The organism is Octadecabacter antarcticus 307, assembly GCF_000155675.2.
GTDB lineage: Bacteria > Pseudomonadota > Alphaproteobacteria > Rhodobacterales > Rhodobacteraceae > Octadecabacter > Octadecabacter antarcticus.
Window position 1 is genome coordinate 2,095,659 of the sequence record NC_020911.1, and the last position, 13,159, is coordinate 2,108,817.

Annotated in this window: 17 protein-coding genes and 1 pseudogene; all 18 read left to right on the forward strand. The window is 54.8% G+C overall.

What is annotated here, in order from left to right; all coding sequences use genetic code 11:
- Nucleotides 1–2 precede the first annotated feature (2 nt).
- The 18 genes and pseudogenes from OAN307_RS10635 to nuoK all read left to right on the forward strand — a co-directional run bounded on the left by OAN307_RS10635 (nt 3) and on the right by nuoK (nt 13,155).
- The gene (locus tag OAN307_RS10635; RefSeq protein ID WP_015499752.1) at nt 3–638 is read left to right on the forward strand and encodes an NADH-quinone oxidoreductase subunit C; all 636 of its coding nucleotides are present in this window, start codon (nt 3–5) and stop codon (nt 636–638) included.
- Nucleotides 638–814, forward strand: a complete 177-nt coding sequence (locus tag OAN307_RS28930) for a hypothetical protein (protein ID WP_015499753.1) — start codon at nt 638–640, stop codon at nt 812–814. Before OAN307_RS10635 ends, OAN307_RS28930 begins: the two co-directional genes overlap by 1 nt.
- Nucleotides 811–2,058 carry an NADH-quinone oxidoreductase subunit D gene (locus OAN307_RS10645; RefSeq protein ID WP_015499754.1) on the forward strand — a complete coding sequence of 416 codons (1,248 nt, stop codon included), beginning with the start codon at nt 811–813 and terminating at the stop codon, nt 2,056–2,058. The genes OAN307_RS28930 and OAN307_RS10645 overlap by 4 nt, the downstream gene beginning before the upstream one ends.
- Before the next feature lie 112 nt (nt 2,059–2,170).
- Nucleotides 2,171–2,434: a hypothetical protein gene (locus tag OAN307_RS10650; protein ID WP_015499755.1), complete on the forward strand. Its 264-nt coding sequence runs from the start codon at nt 2,171–2,173 to the stop codon at nt 2,432–2,434.
- A complete protein-coding gene (locus OAN307_RS10655) occupies nt 2,431–2,724 on the forward strand; it encodes a hypothetical protein (RefSeq protein WP_015499756.1) in 294 nt (97 codons plus the stop codon). Before OAN307_RS10650 ends, OAN307_RS10655 begins: the two co-directional genes overlap by 4 nt.
- Nucleotides 2,717–3,831: pseudogene (locus tag OAN307_RS26240) on the forward strand (NADH-quinone oxidoreductase subunit E). The gene OAN307_RS10655 and the pseudogene OAN307_RS26240 overlap by 8 nt, the downstream one beginning before the upstream one ends.
- Nucleotides 3,832–4,000: 169 nt before the next feature.
- A complete protein-coding gene (locus OAN307_RS31270) occupies nt 4,001–4,690 on the forward strand; it encodes an NADH:quinone oxidoreductase (RefSeq protein WP_015499758.1) in 690 nt (229 codons plus the stop codon).
- Nucleotides 4,691–4,798: 108 nt separating this feature from the next.
- The gene (locus OAN307_RS10675) at nt 4,799–5,017 is read left to right on the forward strand and encodes a DUF5337 family protein (RefSeq protein ID WP_015499759.1); all 219 of its coding nucleotides are present in this window, start codon (nt 4,799–4,801) and stop codon (nt 5,015–5,017) included.
- Between the two features lie 29 nt (nt 5,018–5,046).
- The gene (gene nuoF / locus OAN307_RS10680) at nt 5,047–6,330 is read left to right on the forward strand and encodes an NADH-quinone oxidoreductase subunit NuoF (protein ID WP_015499760.1); all 1,284 of its coding nucleotides are present in this window, start codon (nt 5,047–5,049) and stop codon (nt 6,328–6,330) included.
- 325 nt (nt 6,331–6,655) lie between these two features.
- Nucleotides 6,656–7,111, forward strand: a complete 456-nt coding sequence (locus OAN307_RS10685) for a DUF3291 domain-containing protein (protein ID WP_015499761.1) — start codon at nt 6,656–6,658, stop codon at nt 7,109–7,111.
- A 148-nt stretch (nt 7,112–7,259) separates the two neighbouring features.
- A complete protein-coding gene (locus OAN307_RS10690; RefSeq protein ID WP_015499762.1) occupies nt 7,260–7,661 on the forward strand; it encodes a DUF5333 domain-containing protein in 402 nt (133 codons plus the stop codon).
- Between the two features lie 204 nt (nt 7,662–7,865).
- On the forward strand, nt 7,866–9,866 hold the full coding sequence (nuoG, locus tag OAN307_RS10695; RefSeq protein WP_015499763.1) for an NADH-quinone oxidoreductase subunit NuoG: 2,001 nt from the start codon (nt 7,866–7,868) through the stop codon (nt 9,864–9,866).
- A gap of 2 nt (nt 9,867–9,868) precedes the next feature.
- Entirely contained in the window at nt 9,869–10,246 is a 378-nt protein-coding gene (locus tag OAN307_RS10700) for a hypothetical protein (RefSeq protein WP_015499764.1), read from the forward strand.
- 25 nt (nt 10,247–10,271) lie between these two features.
- Entirely contained in the window at nt 10,272–11,312 is a 1,041-nt protein-coding gene (gene nuoH, locus OAN307_RS10705) for an NADH-quinone oxidoreductase subunit NuoH (protein ID WP_015499765.1), read from the forward strand.
- A 1-nt stretch (nt 11,313) separates the two neighbouring features.
- Nucleotides 11,314–11,808: an NADH-quinone oxidoreductase subunit NuoI gene (gene nuoI, locus OAN307_RS10710; protein WP_015499766.1), complete on the forward strand. Its 495-nt coding sequence runs from the start codon at nt 11,314–11,316 to the stop codon at nt 11,806–11,808.
- Nucleotides 11,805–12,245, forward strand: a complete 441-nt coding sequence (locus OAN307_RS10715) for a carboxymuconolactone decarboxylase family protein (RefSeq protein ID WP_015499767.1) — start codon at nt 11,805–11,807, stop codon at nt 12,243–12,245. Before nuoI ends, OAN307_RS10715 begins: the two co-directional genes overlap by 4 nt.
- Nucleotides 12,242–12,847: an NADH-quinone oxidoreductase subunit J gene (locus OAN307_RS10720; RefSeq protein WP_015499768.1), complete on the forward strand. Its 606-nt coding sequence runs from the start codon at nt 12,242–12,244 to the stop codon at nt 12,845–12,847. Before OAN307_RS10715 ends, OAN307_RS10720 begins: the two co-directional genes overlap by 4 nt.
- Nucleotides 12,848–12,849: 2 nt before the next feature.
- Nucleotides 12,850–13,155: an NADH-quinone oxidoreductase subunit NuoK gene (gene nuoK, locus OAN307_RS10725; RefSeq protein WP_015499769.1), complete on the forward strand. Its 306-nt coding sequence runs from the start codon at nt 12,850–12,852 to the stop codon at nt 13,153–13,155.
- Nucleotides 13,156–13,159 lie beyond the last annotated feature (4 nt).

Below are 13,159 nucleotides of genomic sequence, written 5' to 3' on the forward strand. Positions count from 1 at the left end.
ATATGTCTGATGCCCGCACTGAAAACCAAATCGAAGCCCTGAATGAACTTGGCATACATATCGAAATGAAACGCCCCGATTGCGTGCTGTCGTGGGACGTGACGGGTGGTGAGCTTACGGTTAATGTCGCCCCTGCCAATCTTGCGGTGTTCATCGAATTTCTAAAGGTCGACAGCGCGTGCAAGTTTTCGTCGCTGGTTGATATCACCGCCGTCGACTACCCAGGGCGCGATAAACGCTTTGATGTGGTCTATCATTTCTTGTCGATGTACCAAAATCACCGTATCCGCCTGCGCGCTAAGGTCCGGAGCGACGAAATGGTCGCGTCGATCACTGATGTGCATAAGTCGGCAAACTGGTTTGAACGCGAAGTGTTCGACATGTTCGGTATCATCTTCAAAGGCCACCCTGACCTACGCCGCATCCTCACCGACTACGGCTTTCGCGGCTATCCGTTGCGCAAGGATTTCCCGACAACCGGCTATACAGAAGTCCGCTATGACGAAGTGCAAAAACGCGTCGTCTACGAACCTGTGTCGCTGGTTCAGGAATACCGCCAGTTCGATTTCATGTCCCCATGGGAAGGCGCGCAGTATATTCTGCCGGGTGATGACAAAGCAAAAGACGAGGTGAAATAATGGGTTGGTATATTGTCTTTGGTGTCCTGTTTGTTGTCCCACTTTGGCAGATGGTTCCGAACTATCGGTTACCACAATGGGCCGCACTGATTGCGCTGATCCCGTTCGGCATTTTTGTGCTGCTTTGGGTCATGGCGTTTCGTGACAAAATCACAATTCCGGGGATCGACAAATGATGGACGGCGACATCCGCACCAATACCTACGACGATGGGTCCACTGATGCTGCGACCAGCGAACAGCAGATCCGCAATTTCAACATCAACTTCGGCCCACAGCACCCTGCGGCGCATGGGGTTTTGCGTCTCGTGCTCGAACTCGACGGCGAAATCGTGGAGCGTTGCGACCCCCACATCGGCCTGCTGCACCGTGGCACTGAAAAGCTGATGGAATCGCGTACCTATCTGCAAAACCTCCCGTATTTTGACCGTCTCGATTACGTGTCGCCAATGAATCAGGAACATGCTTGGTGTCTGGCGATTGAACAGCTAACAGGCACAGTCGTCCCGCGCCGCGCGTCCCTGATCCGTGTGCTGTTTTGCGAAATCGGCCGCATTCTATCCCACCTTCTTAATGTCACCACACAAGCGATGGACGTCGGCGCCTTGACCCCGCCAGTGTGGGGTTTTGAAGAACGCGAACAGCTCATGGTATTTTCCGAACGTGCCAGCGGCGCGCGGCTGCACGCTGCCTATTTTCGCCCAGGCGGGGTGCACCAAGACCTGCCCGCAGGACTGATTACGGATATTGAAGCTTGGGCCGACCAGTTCATGACCAAATTCATGGTCGACGTGGACGAACTGCTCACCGAAAATCGCATCTTTAAGCAGCGCAACGTCGACATTGGTGTGGTCAATGAACAAGATATCCTCGACTGGGGATTTTCGGGTGTCATGGCGCGGGGGTCCGGCCTTGCGTGGGATTTGCGCCGCGCGCAACCCTATGAATGTTATGACGAATTTGAATTCCAGATTCCCGTGGGCAAAAATGGCGATTGTTATGACCGTTACCTGTGCCGCATGGAAGAAATGCGTCAATCTGTGTCGATCATCCGCCAAGCCATTGTCAAACTTCGCGAACCGGACGGGCAGGGCCCGATCATGGCGTCTGGCAAGCTGACGCCGCCCACCCGTGGTGAAATGAAGACATCCATGGAAGCGTTGATCCACCATTTCAAATTGTATACCGAAGGGTTCCACGTCCCCGCTGGCGAAACCTATGCCTGCGTCGAAGCCCCAAAAGGCGAATTCGGCGTGTTTCTTGTGGCAGATGGATCAAACAAGCCCTACCGCGCCAAAATCCGCGCACCGGGTTTCTTGCACCTTCAGGCGATGGATTTCATGGCGACAAAGCACCAGCTGGCGGATGTCGCGGCCATCATCGGATCGATCGACGTTGTGTTCGGGGAGATTGACCGATGATTGCGGTGATCGTTGTCCCGCTGTTCCTTCTCTCTGGACTGGGCACGCAGTTGCTGCCAATGGCGATGTTCGTCGCCATCACAACAGCAGCAGTCGGCGGTGGTGTATCGTGATGCGCGCTGTGATCGTGTCCTTTGCCCTGCTTGCCAGCCCAGGCTTCGCCCTAGACGCTGATGATGTGTCCGTCGCGGCGATGACCAAGGCGATTGAAGACGCAGGTTGCACCGTTACGCCGGAAAACGGCGACGCTGTTTTGGCCGCATCAGGTCTGACCGAAGAAGACACCATGTCCGTTATAGCGACCATGTATGCTGCTGGCCTTATCGGGCTTGGGGCAGACGGAAACATGTCGCTCACCAATGAGGTTTGCGGGTGAAATACGCAGCCCTCATCCTGACCGGCGCTCTCGTCGCTGGCTGTGACGGGTTTGGCGGCCAGACATTACCTGATGGCGTAAGTGCTGCAGACGTCGCCCTTTTTAAAACCGCAGTCACCGATGCGGGCTGCGCGATTGAAACAACCGCCGAAGCTGTCCCTATTGCGATCCAAACCGGCTTTGATCGTGACAAGCTGTTGATAATAAACCAATACCTCGTGCTTGCTGGCGAAAGTGAACCCACTGCCAACGGCTTCCGACTGACCTCAGGATCTTGTGCCAATGCTTAGACGTCTCCACCTTGACCAACCCGCCAGCTTTGCCTTTACGCCCGACAACCTTGCGTGGGCGAATGCGCAGATCACCAAATATCCCGAAGGCCGACAGGCGAGCGCGATTATCCCGCTGCTCTGGCGTGCGCAGGAACAGGAAGGCTGGCTAACGCGCCCCGCCATTGAAGGCGTCGCCGACATGCTCGGCCTCGCGTTTATGCGCGCTTTGGAGGTGGCGTCGTTCTATTTCATGTTCCAGCTTCAGCCCGTCGGGTCAGTTGCTCACATTCAGGTTTGCGGCACAACGTCCTGCATGATCTGTGGCGCCGAAGATCTAGTCGCTGTGTGCCAAGACAAGATCGCCAAAAACCCCCATGAAGTATCTGCGGATGGCAAGTTTTCTTGGGAAGAAGTCGAATGCCTTGGTTCATGTTCAAACGCGCCCATGGCCCAGATCGGCAAGGATTACTACGAAGACCTGACGGCGGCCAGAATGGGTGAATTGATTGACGCGTTGGCGCGCGGTGAAGTACCGCTGCCCGGTCCGCAAAATGGCCGCTATGCCGCTGAACCGCTTAGTGGTTTGACGACGCTTACTGACTATGAGGCTGGCAAGAACCCGCACAACGCATCCGTGCAATTGGCCCATGACATCGGCGATACCATCAAACGTATTGATGGTACCGAAGTGCCGCTACTGGCGCCGTGGCAAATGTCTGGCCCGGCGGGTCCGACGTCCGGCAACACGTTGCCTGCCGCCAAACAACAAGCCAAGGCGACATCCGCGGCGAAGCCTGTCGGTAAATCCAAACCAGTGGCAAAACCTTCTCTACGGCGAAGGTAGCTGTGACGCAGGCCCCAGCCGCTCTGGTTTCCGCCGCACAAGCCAAACCGCACACGATGACCGCACCCCGCCAATCCGATGCGGACGATCTCAAACGTATCAGCGGTGTTGGTCCGAAACTCGAAACAATGCTGAACGAAATTGGATTCTGGCATTTCGGCCAGATCGCCAAATGGACGGACAACGAAGTAAGCTGGGTCGACAACCGCCTGAAATTTAGCGGTCGCATCCAGCGTGACGATTGGATCGCCCAAGCTACGACGTTTGCCACCGAAAACTAGCAACGCGCGACTAAATCTGTGAATTGTCCGCAAAAAGCAGTCCAAATGCATCGTCTGGACTGTTTTTCGCGAATATCCCCTTTATCAAGGACGGGTCGCAAGGCTAAGCTTTGTGCAATTGTAGCGCGGATGCAGGAAATTTTGCGTTTAAATCTGGAAGGGTCAATAAATGAATGCGTCCTCTAAGTTTACGGGCATCCTCGCCATCGCTGCCTTGTTCGGTATCGTCGCGTTGATCGTGTCCTTAGTCATTCTGAATTTTGGCGGCATCGCGGCCTTTTTCATTGGTGTGATCGTCGCCATCATCACGTGGATCGCGTTGTGGTTGGGTTGGGGCGAAGACGAGGCTGACCAATCGACTTCCGGTTCAGACGACGCAACAGGGATGAATAAACCCACAACTGGCGCGGCACCCGCCGCGCCGCCAGTCGTCGCACCCGCTGGCGCAAAGGTTGGATCTACATCCGCCAAAGCGTCCAACCCCGCAGCGAAGCCCGCGTTAGGTACCGCAAAAACTGCAAAACCCGCCGCAACGAAGGCGACAGCCGTAAAGTCACCCGCATCGCAAACCGCGCCCGTCGCGCCAGACGGCAAACCTGCGACGCTGACTGCGGCGCGCGGAAGTGGGGCGGATGATCTTAAATTGCTCAAGGGTGTTGGTCCGGCCCTCGAAAAGACCCTCAACGAGTTGGGCTTTTATCACTTCGATCAGGTCGCCGCATGGCGCGAAGCCGAAATCGAATGGGTCGATAGCCGCCTCAAATTCAAGGGCCGGATTGTGCGTGATGACTGGATCAAACAGGCGGAAACCTTGGCAGAAGGTGGGGAAACCGAATTCTCCAAACGCGCCAAAAGATAGTAAGATTCTGACATATTGATACCAAAGGCCCGCCGGATGCACCGCGCGGGCCTTTTCTTTTGCGTCCGCCCTCTTTTCTTCTGATCGGGCACAGGCCACAAACGGCCCATGGACAATCAACCAGATCAAGACACCGCCCACCTCGGCCGCCAAGCCGCCATCGTCATTGCATGTGCTGGGCTGCTCAGTATTTTTGCGCCGCAACTGACCCGCGCGCTCGGCGCACCCGTGCGTGTCGAAATGTTGTTCTACCTGATCTCGCTTGGTGCGTTCATTTGGTCACTGGTCGTCACGTGGAAGCTGTGGCAAAAGACGCGTAACAAATGATGCTTTGCTAATGACGGAAGGGGCTCATGATGCTCGCTGATAAAGACCGCATTTTCACCAACCTTTACGGGATGCACGACCGAACACTTAAGGGGGCGCAGGCGCGTGGCCATTGGGATGGCACCGCCGGTATCATCAAAAAGGGTCGCGAATGGATCATTGACAACATGAAGGCGTCTGGCCTGCGTGGCCGTGGTGGTGCGGGTTTCCCGACCGGTCTGAAATGGTCATTCATGCCAAAGGAATCCGACGGACGGCCATCCTATCTTGTGGTGAACGCCGACGAATCCGAACCGGGGACATGCAAAGACCGTGAAATTATGCGCCACGATCCGCATACCCTGATTGAGGGCTGCCTGATCGCGTCCTTCGCGATGAACGCAAACGCCTGCTACATCTACATCCGTGGCGAATACATCCGTGAAAAAGAAGCGCTGCAGGCTGCTATTGACGAATGTTATGAGGCGGGCATGGTCGGCAAGAACGCGTCCAAATCTGGCTGGGATTTCGATATTTACTTGGTCCACGGGGCTGGGGCGTATATTTGCGGTGAAGAAACTGCTTTGCTCGAATCCCTTGAGGGCAAAAAAGGCATGCCACGGATGAAGCCGCCTTTTCCGGCGGGAGCGGGTCTGTATGGCTGCCCGACGACCGTGAACAACGTGGAATCCATCGCCGTGGTCCCAACCATCCTGCGCCGTGGGTCTGATTGGTTCGCGGGCTTTGGGCGCCCCAATAACGCGGGCACCAAATTGTTCGCGATTTCGGGCCATGTGAACAACCCCTGTGTGGTTGAAGAATCCATGTCCATTCCGTTCGAAGAACTGATCGAAAAGCACTGCGATGGTATCCGTGGTGGGTGGGGCAACCTTAAGGCCGTGATTCCGGGGGGGGCGTCCGTGCCCATGGTGCGCGGCGAAAACATGCGTGACGCGATCATGGATTTTGATGCGTTGAAGGAAAAAGGATCGTCCCTTGGCACTGCCGCCGTCATCGTGATGGACAAAGACACCGACGTGATCAAAGCGATCTGGCGCTTGGCGAAATTCTACAAACACGAATCTTGCGGCCAATGCACCCCGTGTCGCGAAGGCACCGGTTGGATGATGCGGGTGATGGAACGTCTGGTCAAAGGCGACGCGGACGTCGAAGAAATCGACATGCTGCTGGACGTGACCAAACAAGTCGAAGGCCACACAATCTGTGCTTTGGGCGATGCCGCTGCTTGGCCTATCCAAGGGTTGATCAAAAACTTCCGCGGTGAGATTGAAGATCGTATTGCCCATAAACGTGGGCCTGTAGCGGCTGAGTGAAATGCCGGAGGTCTAATCGGATGGTCATATTTCTGCTCTTTGTTCCTTTGGTATGCGTTTCGTTGTCTGCTCTTTCGCTCGGTAAATTGGGTGTATTTTTTCAAAAAGGGCCTGCTTGGACGGTCGGGTGTTATTTTTTTCGCAACGCCCGCTGTCCTCCCCATTTTAGGACTGTGCTATTTCACCGCAACCCGTGCAGATGCTGGAGGGTAGGCGTTTCTATGGCTGGTGGGCTTCATTGCCTTTTTTGTGTCACCTGTAGTTCTGACGGCGATGATCGTACATTTGGCTAGTTCCAATAGCGCCCACATCAGAGGCGTCGCTGATGCAGCTTGCTGAACTCAACATTGGCCGTCTTCTGGCCCCGACGGACGATCCACGGGTCAAAGATTTCATGGACAACCTTGACCGGATAAACGGCCTCGGCAAACGCATGCCCGGATTTGTGTGGATGCATGAGGGATCCGGTGAACCCGGAACTGGTAACACTGAAAATGCATTCGGTGATAATCCGCAGATGGTGTTCAACCTGACCGTTTGGGAAGATCTGCCAAGCCTTGAGGTGTTCGTTTACAAAACTGTCCACGCCAAGTTTATGGATCGCAAAGCTGAATGGTTTGAGGTTCTGGGCGAGCAGCATTTCGTCATGTGGTGGATTGAGCAAGGCCATCAGCCGACCCGCGAAGAAGCGCTCGTGCGGCTTGATGATCTGCGCACAAACGGACCCAGCGATCGCGCGTTCGGTTGGGATGAAATTCGCGTCAAGTCGCTGAAGTCGTAATCAAACTTTTACAACAAAGTTTTGTACAAACCAGTGAATTTCCGCCGCAATAGCCGATAACAGGTCCCCGCTATTGCATAGCAGCGCCGCACCACCGACATCTATCCCAACTGCTGAGACCTCTCAGTTTGATTTGGAGACTTGCGTCATGACGACCCATAAAAAGATGATCACCGCAGCCGTGCTTGGCATGACGTTGATAGCAACAACCGCAACTGCAAATCCCGCCAATGTGGAACGTGTTACCGAAGGCCTTATTGCGACGGGCATGGCGTATGAGTTGAGTGAAAAATGCGGCGATGTCGACGCCCGTTTGCTGCGCGGCCTGAACTTTTTGTTCGGGCTTAAGGCACATCTGCGACAGCTTGGCTATTCCAACGCTGAAGTCGACGCCTTCGTCGATGACCGCGCAGAGAAAGACCGACTTGAGGCGATTGCCCGTGAACGCCTTACTGCATTGGGGGTTCGCACGGATGACGCGGTGACCTATTGTACTGTTGCACGGGCGCAAATTGCCCAAGGCACGCAGGTCGGACGTTTGCTGCGCTAGTCAAAAACGTCACATCATTCCTTGGGCTTGGGCGGGGTTTAACACCTTCGCCCGCGTCGTTTTGCGCAACGATTTCCAAGTCCTTTTCGTGGGTTTCGGGCTGGCAAACCGCCCAGTGTCACGGTAGATAGCGGGCGAAAGGGCGGTCCCTCTGTTTTGGGCCCGCTTGGTGGATAAGCCATACGGGAATAGGGAACACGCCCCATGTCTGATGCGAACCCCGATCTGCGAAAGATCATTATCGACGACCGCGAAGTAGAAGTGTCTGGCGCTATGACGCTCATTCAGGCTTGCGAAGAAGCCGGCATTGAAATCCCGCGTTTCTGTTATCACGAACGCCTTAGCATTGCGGGTAACTGCCGGATGTGTCTGGTCGAGGTGGTTGGTGGCCCGCCAAAACCTGCCGCATCTTGCGCGATGCAGGTCAAGGATTTACGCTCCGGTCCCGAAGGCCAACTCCCTGTTGTTAAAACAAATTCACCGATGGTAAAAAAGGCCCGTGAGGGCGTGATGGAATTTTTACTGATCAACCATCCGCTTGACTGCCCGATTTGCGACCAAGGCGGAGAGTGTGATTTGCAAGACCAAGCGATGGCTTATGGCGTCGATTTTTCCCGTTACCGTGAAGCCAAACGCGCGTCTGATCATCTTGATCTTGGTCCGCTCGTTGAAACCCATATGACGCGCTGTATCTCGTGCACGCGCTGCGTCCGATTCACCACTGAGGTCGCGGGTATTTCCCAGATGGGCCAAACGGGTCGCGGCGAAGATTCGGAAATAACCAGCTATCTGGGTGAAACCCTCGACAGTAATATGCAGGGCAACATCATTGATCTGTGTCCCGTTGGGGCGTTGGTGTCCAAACCTTATGCGTTCACCGCCCGCCCTTGGGAATTGACCAAGACCGAAAGCATTGATGTGATGGACGCCCTTGGTGCCAACATCCGCGTTGACACGAAAGGTCGCGAAGTCATGCGCCTGTTGCCACGCAACCATGATGGCGTGAACGAAGAATGGATTTCTGACAAGACGCGTTTCGTCTGGGACGGGCTGCGTCGCCAGCGTCTGGACACGCCTTATATTCGTGAGAACGGCAAGTTGCGCAAAGCAGGTTGGGATGAGGCGTTGAAGGCTGCTGCAGTTGCGATGGCTGGTAGAAAGGTGGCAGGTTTGGTTGGTGATTTGGCCAGCACAGAGGGGGCATTTTCCCTTAAGAAACTGATAGAAGGGCAAGGCGGTGTCGTTGAATGCCGTGTCGACAATGCCAAACTGCCGAGCGGAAATCGATCTGGTTATGTTGGCAATGCTGCGATTGAAGATATCGATAGCGCAGAAATGATCCTGCTGATCGGCACCAATCCAGAGATTGAAAGCCCTGTGTTGAATGCACGTATCCGCAAGGCTTGGCTGAATGGCGCTAAGATTGCGGTCGTCGGAGAAGCGATTAATTTGTCGTATGAATATGACCATGTCGGCACTGATCGCGCGGCGCTTTCGACCGTTGGTGATCTGCCAGACGGTGCCATGATCATTATCGGTCAAGGCGCATTGGTCGAGGCTGACGGTGCATCTGTTCTGGGCACCGCTATGGCCGCTGGCGCATCGAAGTTTTTGGTTCTGCACACTGCCGCTGGTCGCGTTGGTGCGATGGATGTGGATGCGACAAATGCGGACGCCATGAAGGCGATTGAGGCGGCTGACGTTGTTTACAACATGGGCGCGGACGAGATCGATATCGCCGCTGGCCCGTTCGTAATCTATCAAGGCAGCCACGGTGACCGGGGCGCGCATCGCGCCGACATCATTTTGCCAGGTGCTGCCTATACTGAAGAAAATGCGCTGTTTGTGAACACTGAAGGGCGTCCACAACTGGCGATGCGGGCAAGCTTTGCCCCCGGTGAAGCCAAGGAAAACTGGGCTATTCTGCGGGCATTGTCCGCTGAGATGGATGCCAAGCAGGACTGGGACAGCCTTGCCGGATTGCGCCAAGCGCTTGTCGCAGCCCATCCGCACCTTGGCGATGTTGATGTCGTCGCGCAAAACGATTGGAAGCCTGTTAGGGCGGGCAAACTTGGCAAGGCGACGTTCAAAACCGCCGTCACCGATTTTTACCTGACCAACCCGATTGCGCGGGCGTCGCAATTGATGTCCGAGCTGAGCAGCAATGCCAAAAAGCGGGCGCAAGCCCCAATCGCGGCGGAGTAGGAATGCGCCCCGCAATCATAGCATTCACGGCGCTTGCTGCTTGCGGAGCCACCACGACCGCTCCGACGGGTTCTATTAGCTATGATGGGATTGAAACACGTTTGCTGGACGGTGATCTGGTGAATTTTCAGGTGAAATTGACGAACGCAGCCGTGGCGCAGGATGTAACGGATTACGCAGAATGTGCTGCAGCGCAATATGCATTGATTAGGGGCTACGGGTTTGCGCGCAAGGTGCGCACGCTGGTCGACGAAGAAGGTGGTATTTGGACAGGAGATGCGGTTTACACCGTCTCGTCTGCTTTGCCACGTGGACTAAAAACGATAGACGCGGAAGTGACGGTTGCCGAATGTGCGCGCCGATCAATCCCGACGGTCTGAGGGCCGAGGGGCTAAGGGAATAAATATGGTCGAATTTTTCACCAACACCAATCTTGGGATCATCCTGTTGATCCTTGGACAATGTCTGTTGATCCTAATCCCACTTTTGGTGGCACTGGCATTCCTGATGTATGCTGACCGCAAAGTCTGGGCCGCTGTGCAGATGCGCAAAGGCCCCAACGTGGTTGGCGTGTTCGGCCTGCTGCAGTCGTTTGCCGACTTTATCAAATACATTGTCAAAGAAGTTGTCGTGCCTGCGGGCGCTGACAAGGCGGTCTTTTTCCTCGCGCCGATGATTTCGTTCACACTGGCCGTGGTTGCATGGTCGGTCATTCCGTTTAACGACGGTTGGATTCTGGCTGATATCAACGTCGCGGTTTTGTTTATCTTCGCGGTGTCATCGCTGGAAGTTTACGGCGTGATCATGGGCGGATGGGCAAGCAATTCCAAATATCCGTTCTTGGGGTCATTGCGGTCCGCCGCGCAGATGATCTCTTACGAGGTCTCCCTCGGTTTGATCATCATCGGTGTGATCATCACGACAGGGTCGCTGAATTTCGGGGATATCGTTGCCGCACAAAGTGGTAATTTGGGCCTGCTGAACTGGTACTTCATCCCACATTTCCCGATGATGATTTTGTTCTTTATCAGCGCTTTGGCGGAAACCAACCGTCCGCCGTTCGATCTGCCAGAAGCGGAATCCGAATTGGTTGCGGGCTATCAGGTAGAATATTCATCCACACCGTTCCTGTTGTTCATGATCGGTGAATTGCTGGCAGTGGTATTGATGTGCGCACTGGTGTCACTGATGTTCCTCGGCGGCTGGTTGTCACCCTTGCCATTCTTGCCGGACGGTATTGGCTGGCTGATCTTGAAGATGGGATGCGTCTTCTTCCTCTTCGCGATGGTCAAAGCGATCACGCCGCGCTACCGCTATGACCAACTGATGCGTGTTGGCTGGAAAATCTTCCTGCCATTGTCGCTGTTCTGGGTCGTTCTGGTATCGTTCCTTGCAAAATTTGAAGTATTCGGCGGCTTTTGGGCCCGCTGGGTAGTTGGAGGCTGATATGACACAAATCGATTACAACCGCGCCGCGAAATATTTCCTGCTGGCGGATTTTGCCAAGGGTTTCCGCCTTGGGTTCAAATACTTTTTTGCCCCCAAAGTGACGCTGAACTACCCGCATGAAAAGGGTCCGCTTTCCCCGCGTTTTCGCGGCGAACATGCGCTGCGCCGCTATCCTAACGGCGAAGAACGCTGCATTGCTTGTAAATTGTGTGAGGCAGTGTGCCCTGCCCAAGCCATCACAATCGACGCAGAACCGCGCGATGATGGGTCGCGCCGCACCACGCGTTATGACATCGACATGACCAAATGCATCTACTGTGGCTTCTGCGAAGAAGCCTGTCCGGTGGACGCAATTGTTGAGGGCCCGAATTTCGAATTCTCCACGGAAACCCGCGAAGAATTGTATTATGATAAAGAAAAACTGCTCGATAACGGCGACCGTTGGGAAGCTGAAATCGCCCGCAATCTTGAAATGGATGCACCGTACCGATGAGCGATCAGAACAACCCCTTTGACGCATGGATGAAGGCCGGTCAGGACTGGGCAAAGGACGTGAGCCCTGAATTTGCCGATGTCATGAAGGAGTCCATGAAGGGGGTCGAAGACTTGTTTCCGACGATGTCCAAGGAATTGATGGAACAGTTTTTAGGTAAAGGGGCCAACCCCGATGCACTGGACGCCAAGACCAAACTGCTGTTGACGTTGCAGGGCCTGACAATTCAAAGCGCGTTGGCGCAAGGGATGATGGCGGAACCGCAAATTAGATTGACGATGCGCCATGCGATCGAAGCTGGCGCGACCCACAAAGAAGTCAGCGAAACAATCGCGATGGCTGGCATGTTCGGCGGCGCACCGGCAATGGCCAAGGTCATGGAATTGGCCAAGGACGTTTTCGACAAAGACGACACTGAAAAGGACAAAAACACATGACCCCAGTAGTGATTGCCTTTTACGCTTTCGCGGCGACGACGATTGGCGGCGGTCTGATGACTGTGCTGGCGCGCAACCCTGTGCATTCAGTGCTGTGGCTGATCCTCGCGTTCTTGTCGTCGGCGGGTCTGTTCGTACTGCTCGGGGCGGAATTTGTCGCGATGTTGTTGATCATTGTTTACGTCGGCGCGGTTGCGGTGTTGTTCTTGTTCGTTGTCATGATGCTCGATGTGGATTTTGCCGAACTCAAGGCTGAGATGGCCCGCTATATGCCGCTCGCGCTGCTGATTGGCGTTGTTTTATTGATGCAACTCGCGATGGCCTTCGGCGTTTGGGATTATTCGGACGGGTTTGAAACCCGCCTTGCGCAGCCAATCGTGGACGTTGAAAACACCAAACAGCTGGGACTTGTGATTTATGATGATTATTTCCTGATTTTCCAGTTGTCGGGCTTGATCCTGTTGGTCGCAATGATCGGGGCAATCGTGCTGACGCTTCGCCACCGCACAGACGTCAAACGCCAGAACGTGATGGTGCAGATGTCACGTGATCCGGCGAAGGCGATGGAACTCAAAGATGTGAAACCGGGGCAGGGACTGTAATTATGATCGGACTTGAACATTATCTAACGGTCGCCGCCGCACTCTTCGTCATCGGGATCTTTGGGCTTTTCCTGAACCGCAAGAACGTGATCATCCTGTTGATGAGCATTGAATTGATGCTGCTCGCGGTGAACATCAACTTGGTGGCGTTTTCCAGCTATCTTGGCGATCTCGCGGGGCAGGTGTTTACCTTGTTTGTGCTGACGGTTGCCGCCGCAGAGGCCGCGATTGGCCTCGCGATCCTCGTATGTTTCTTTCGCAATCGCGGGACGATTGATGTCGAAGACGTCAACGTCATGAAAGGCTAAGACC

What these genes read in the sequence shown, in the direction of transcription:
- OAN307_RS10715 (WP_015499767.1), top strand. Translation starts at nt 11,805, where the DNA reads ATGAGCGATCAGAACAACCCCTTTGACGCATGGATGAAGGCCGGTCAG.
- OAN307_RS10685 (WP_015499761.1), top strand. Translation starts at nt 6,656, where the DNA reads ATGCAGCTTGCTGAACTCAACATTGGCCGTCTTCTGGCCCCGACGGAC.
- nuoI (WP_015499766.1), top strand. Translation starts at nt 11,314, where the DNA reads ATGACACAAATCGATTACAACCGCGCCGCGAAATATTTCCTGCTGGCG.
- OAN307_RS10690 (WP_015499762.1), top strand. Translation starts at nt 7,260, where the DNA reads ATGACGACCCATAAAAAGATGATCACCGCAGCCGTGCTTGGCATGACG.
- OAN307_RS10720 (WP_015499768.1), top strand. Translation starts at nt 12,242, where the DNA reads ATGACCCCAGTAGTGATTGCCTTTTACGCTTTCGCGGCGACGACGATT.
- OAN307_RS10650 (WP_015499755.1), top strand. Translation starts at nt 2,171, where the DNA reads ATGCGCGCTGTGATCGTGTCCTTTGCCCTGCTTGCCAGCCCAGGCTTC.
- nuoH (WP_015499765.1), top strand. Translation starts at nt 10,272, where the DNA reads ATGGTCGAATTTTTCACCAACACCAATCTTGGGATCATCCTGTTGATC.
- OAN307_RS10645 (WP_015499754.1), top strand. Translation starts at nt 811, where the DNA reads ATGATGGACGGCGACATCCGCACCAATACCTACGACGATGGGTCCACT.
- nuoK (WP_015499769.1), top strand. Translation starts at nt 12,850, where the DNA reads ATGATCGGACTTGAACATTATCTAACGGTCGCCGCCGCACTCTTCGTC.
- OAN307_RS10675 (WP_015499759.1), top strand. Translation starts at nt 4,799, where the DNA reads ATGGACAATCAACCAGATCAAGACACCGCCCACCTCGGCCGCCAAGCC.
- OAN307_RS31270 (WP_015499758.1), top strand. Translation starts at nt 4,001, where the DNA reads ATGAATGCGTCCTCTAAGTTTACGGGCATCCTCGCCATCGCTGCCTTG.
- OAN307_RS10700 (WP_015499764.1), top strand. Translation starts at nt 9,869, where the DNA reads ATGCGCCCCGCAATCATAGCATTCACGGCGCTTGCTGCTTGCGGAGCC.
- OAN307_RS10635 (WP_015499752.1), top strand. Translation starts at nt 3, where the DNA reads ATGTCTGATGCCCGCACTGAAAACCAAATCGAAGCCCTGAATGAACTT.
- OAN307_RS28930 (WP_015499753.1), top strand. Translation starts at nt 638, where the DNA reads ATGGGTTGGTATATTGTCTTTGGTGTCCTGTTTGTTGTCCCACTTTGG.
- nuoF (WP_015499760.1), top strand. Translation starts at nt 5,047, where the DNA reads ATGCTCGCTGATAAAGACCGCATTTTCACCAACCTTTACGGGATGCAC.
- nuoG (WP_015499763.1), top strand. Translation starts at nt 7,866, where the DNA reads ATGTCTGATGCGAACCCCGATCTGCGAAAGATCATTATCGACGACCGC.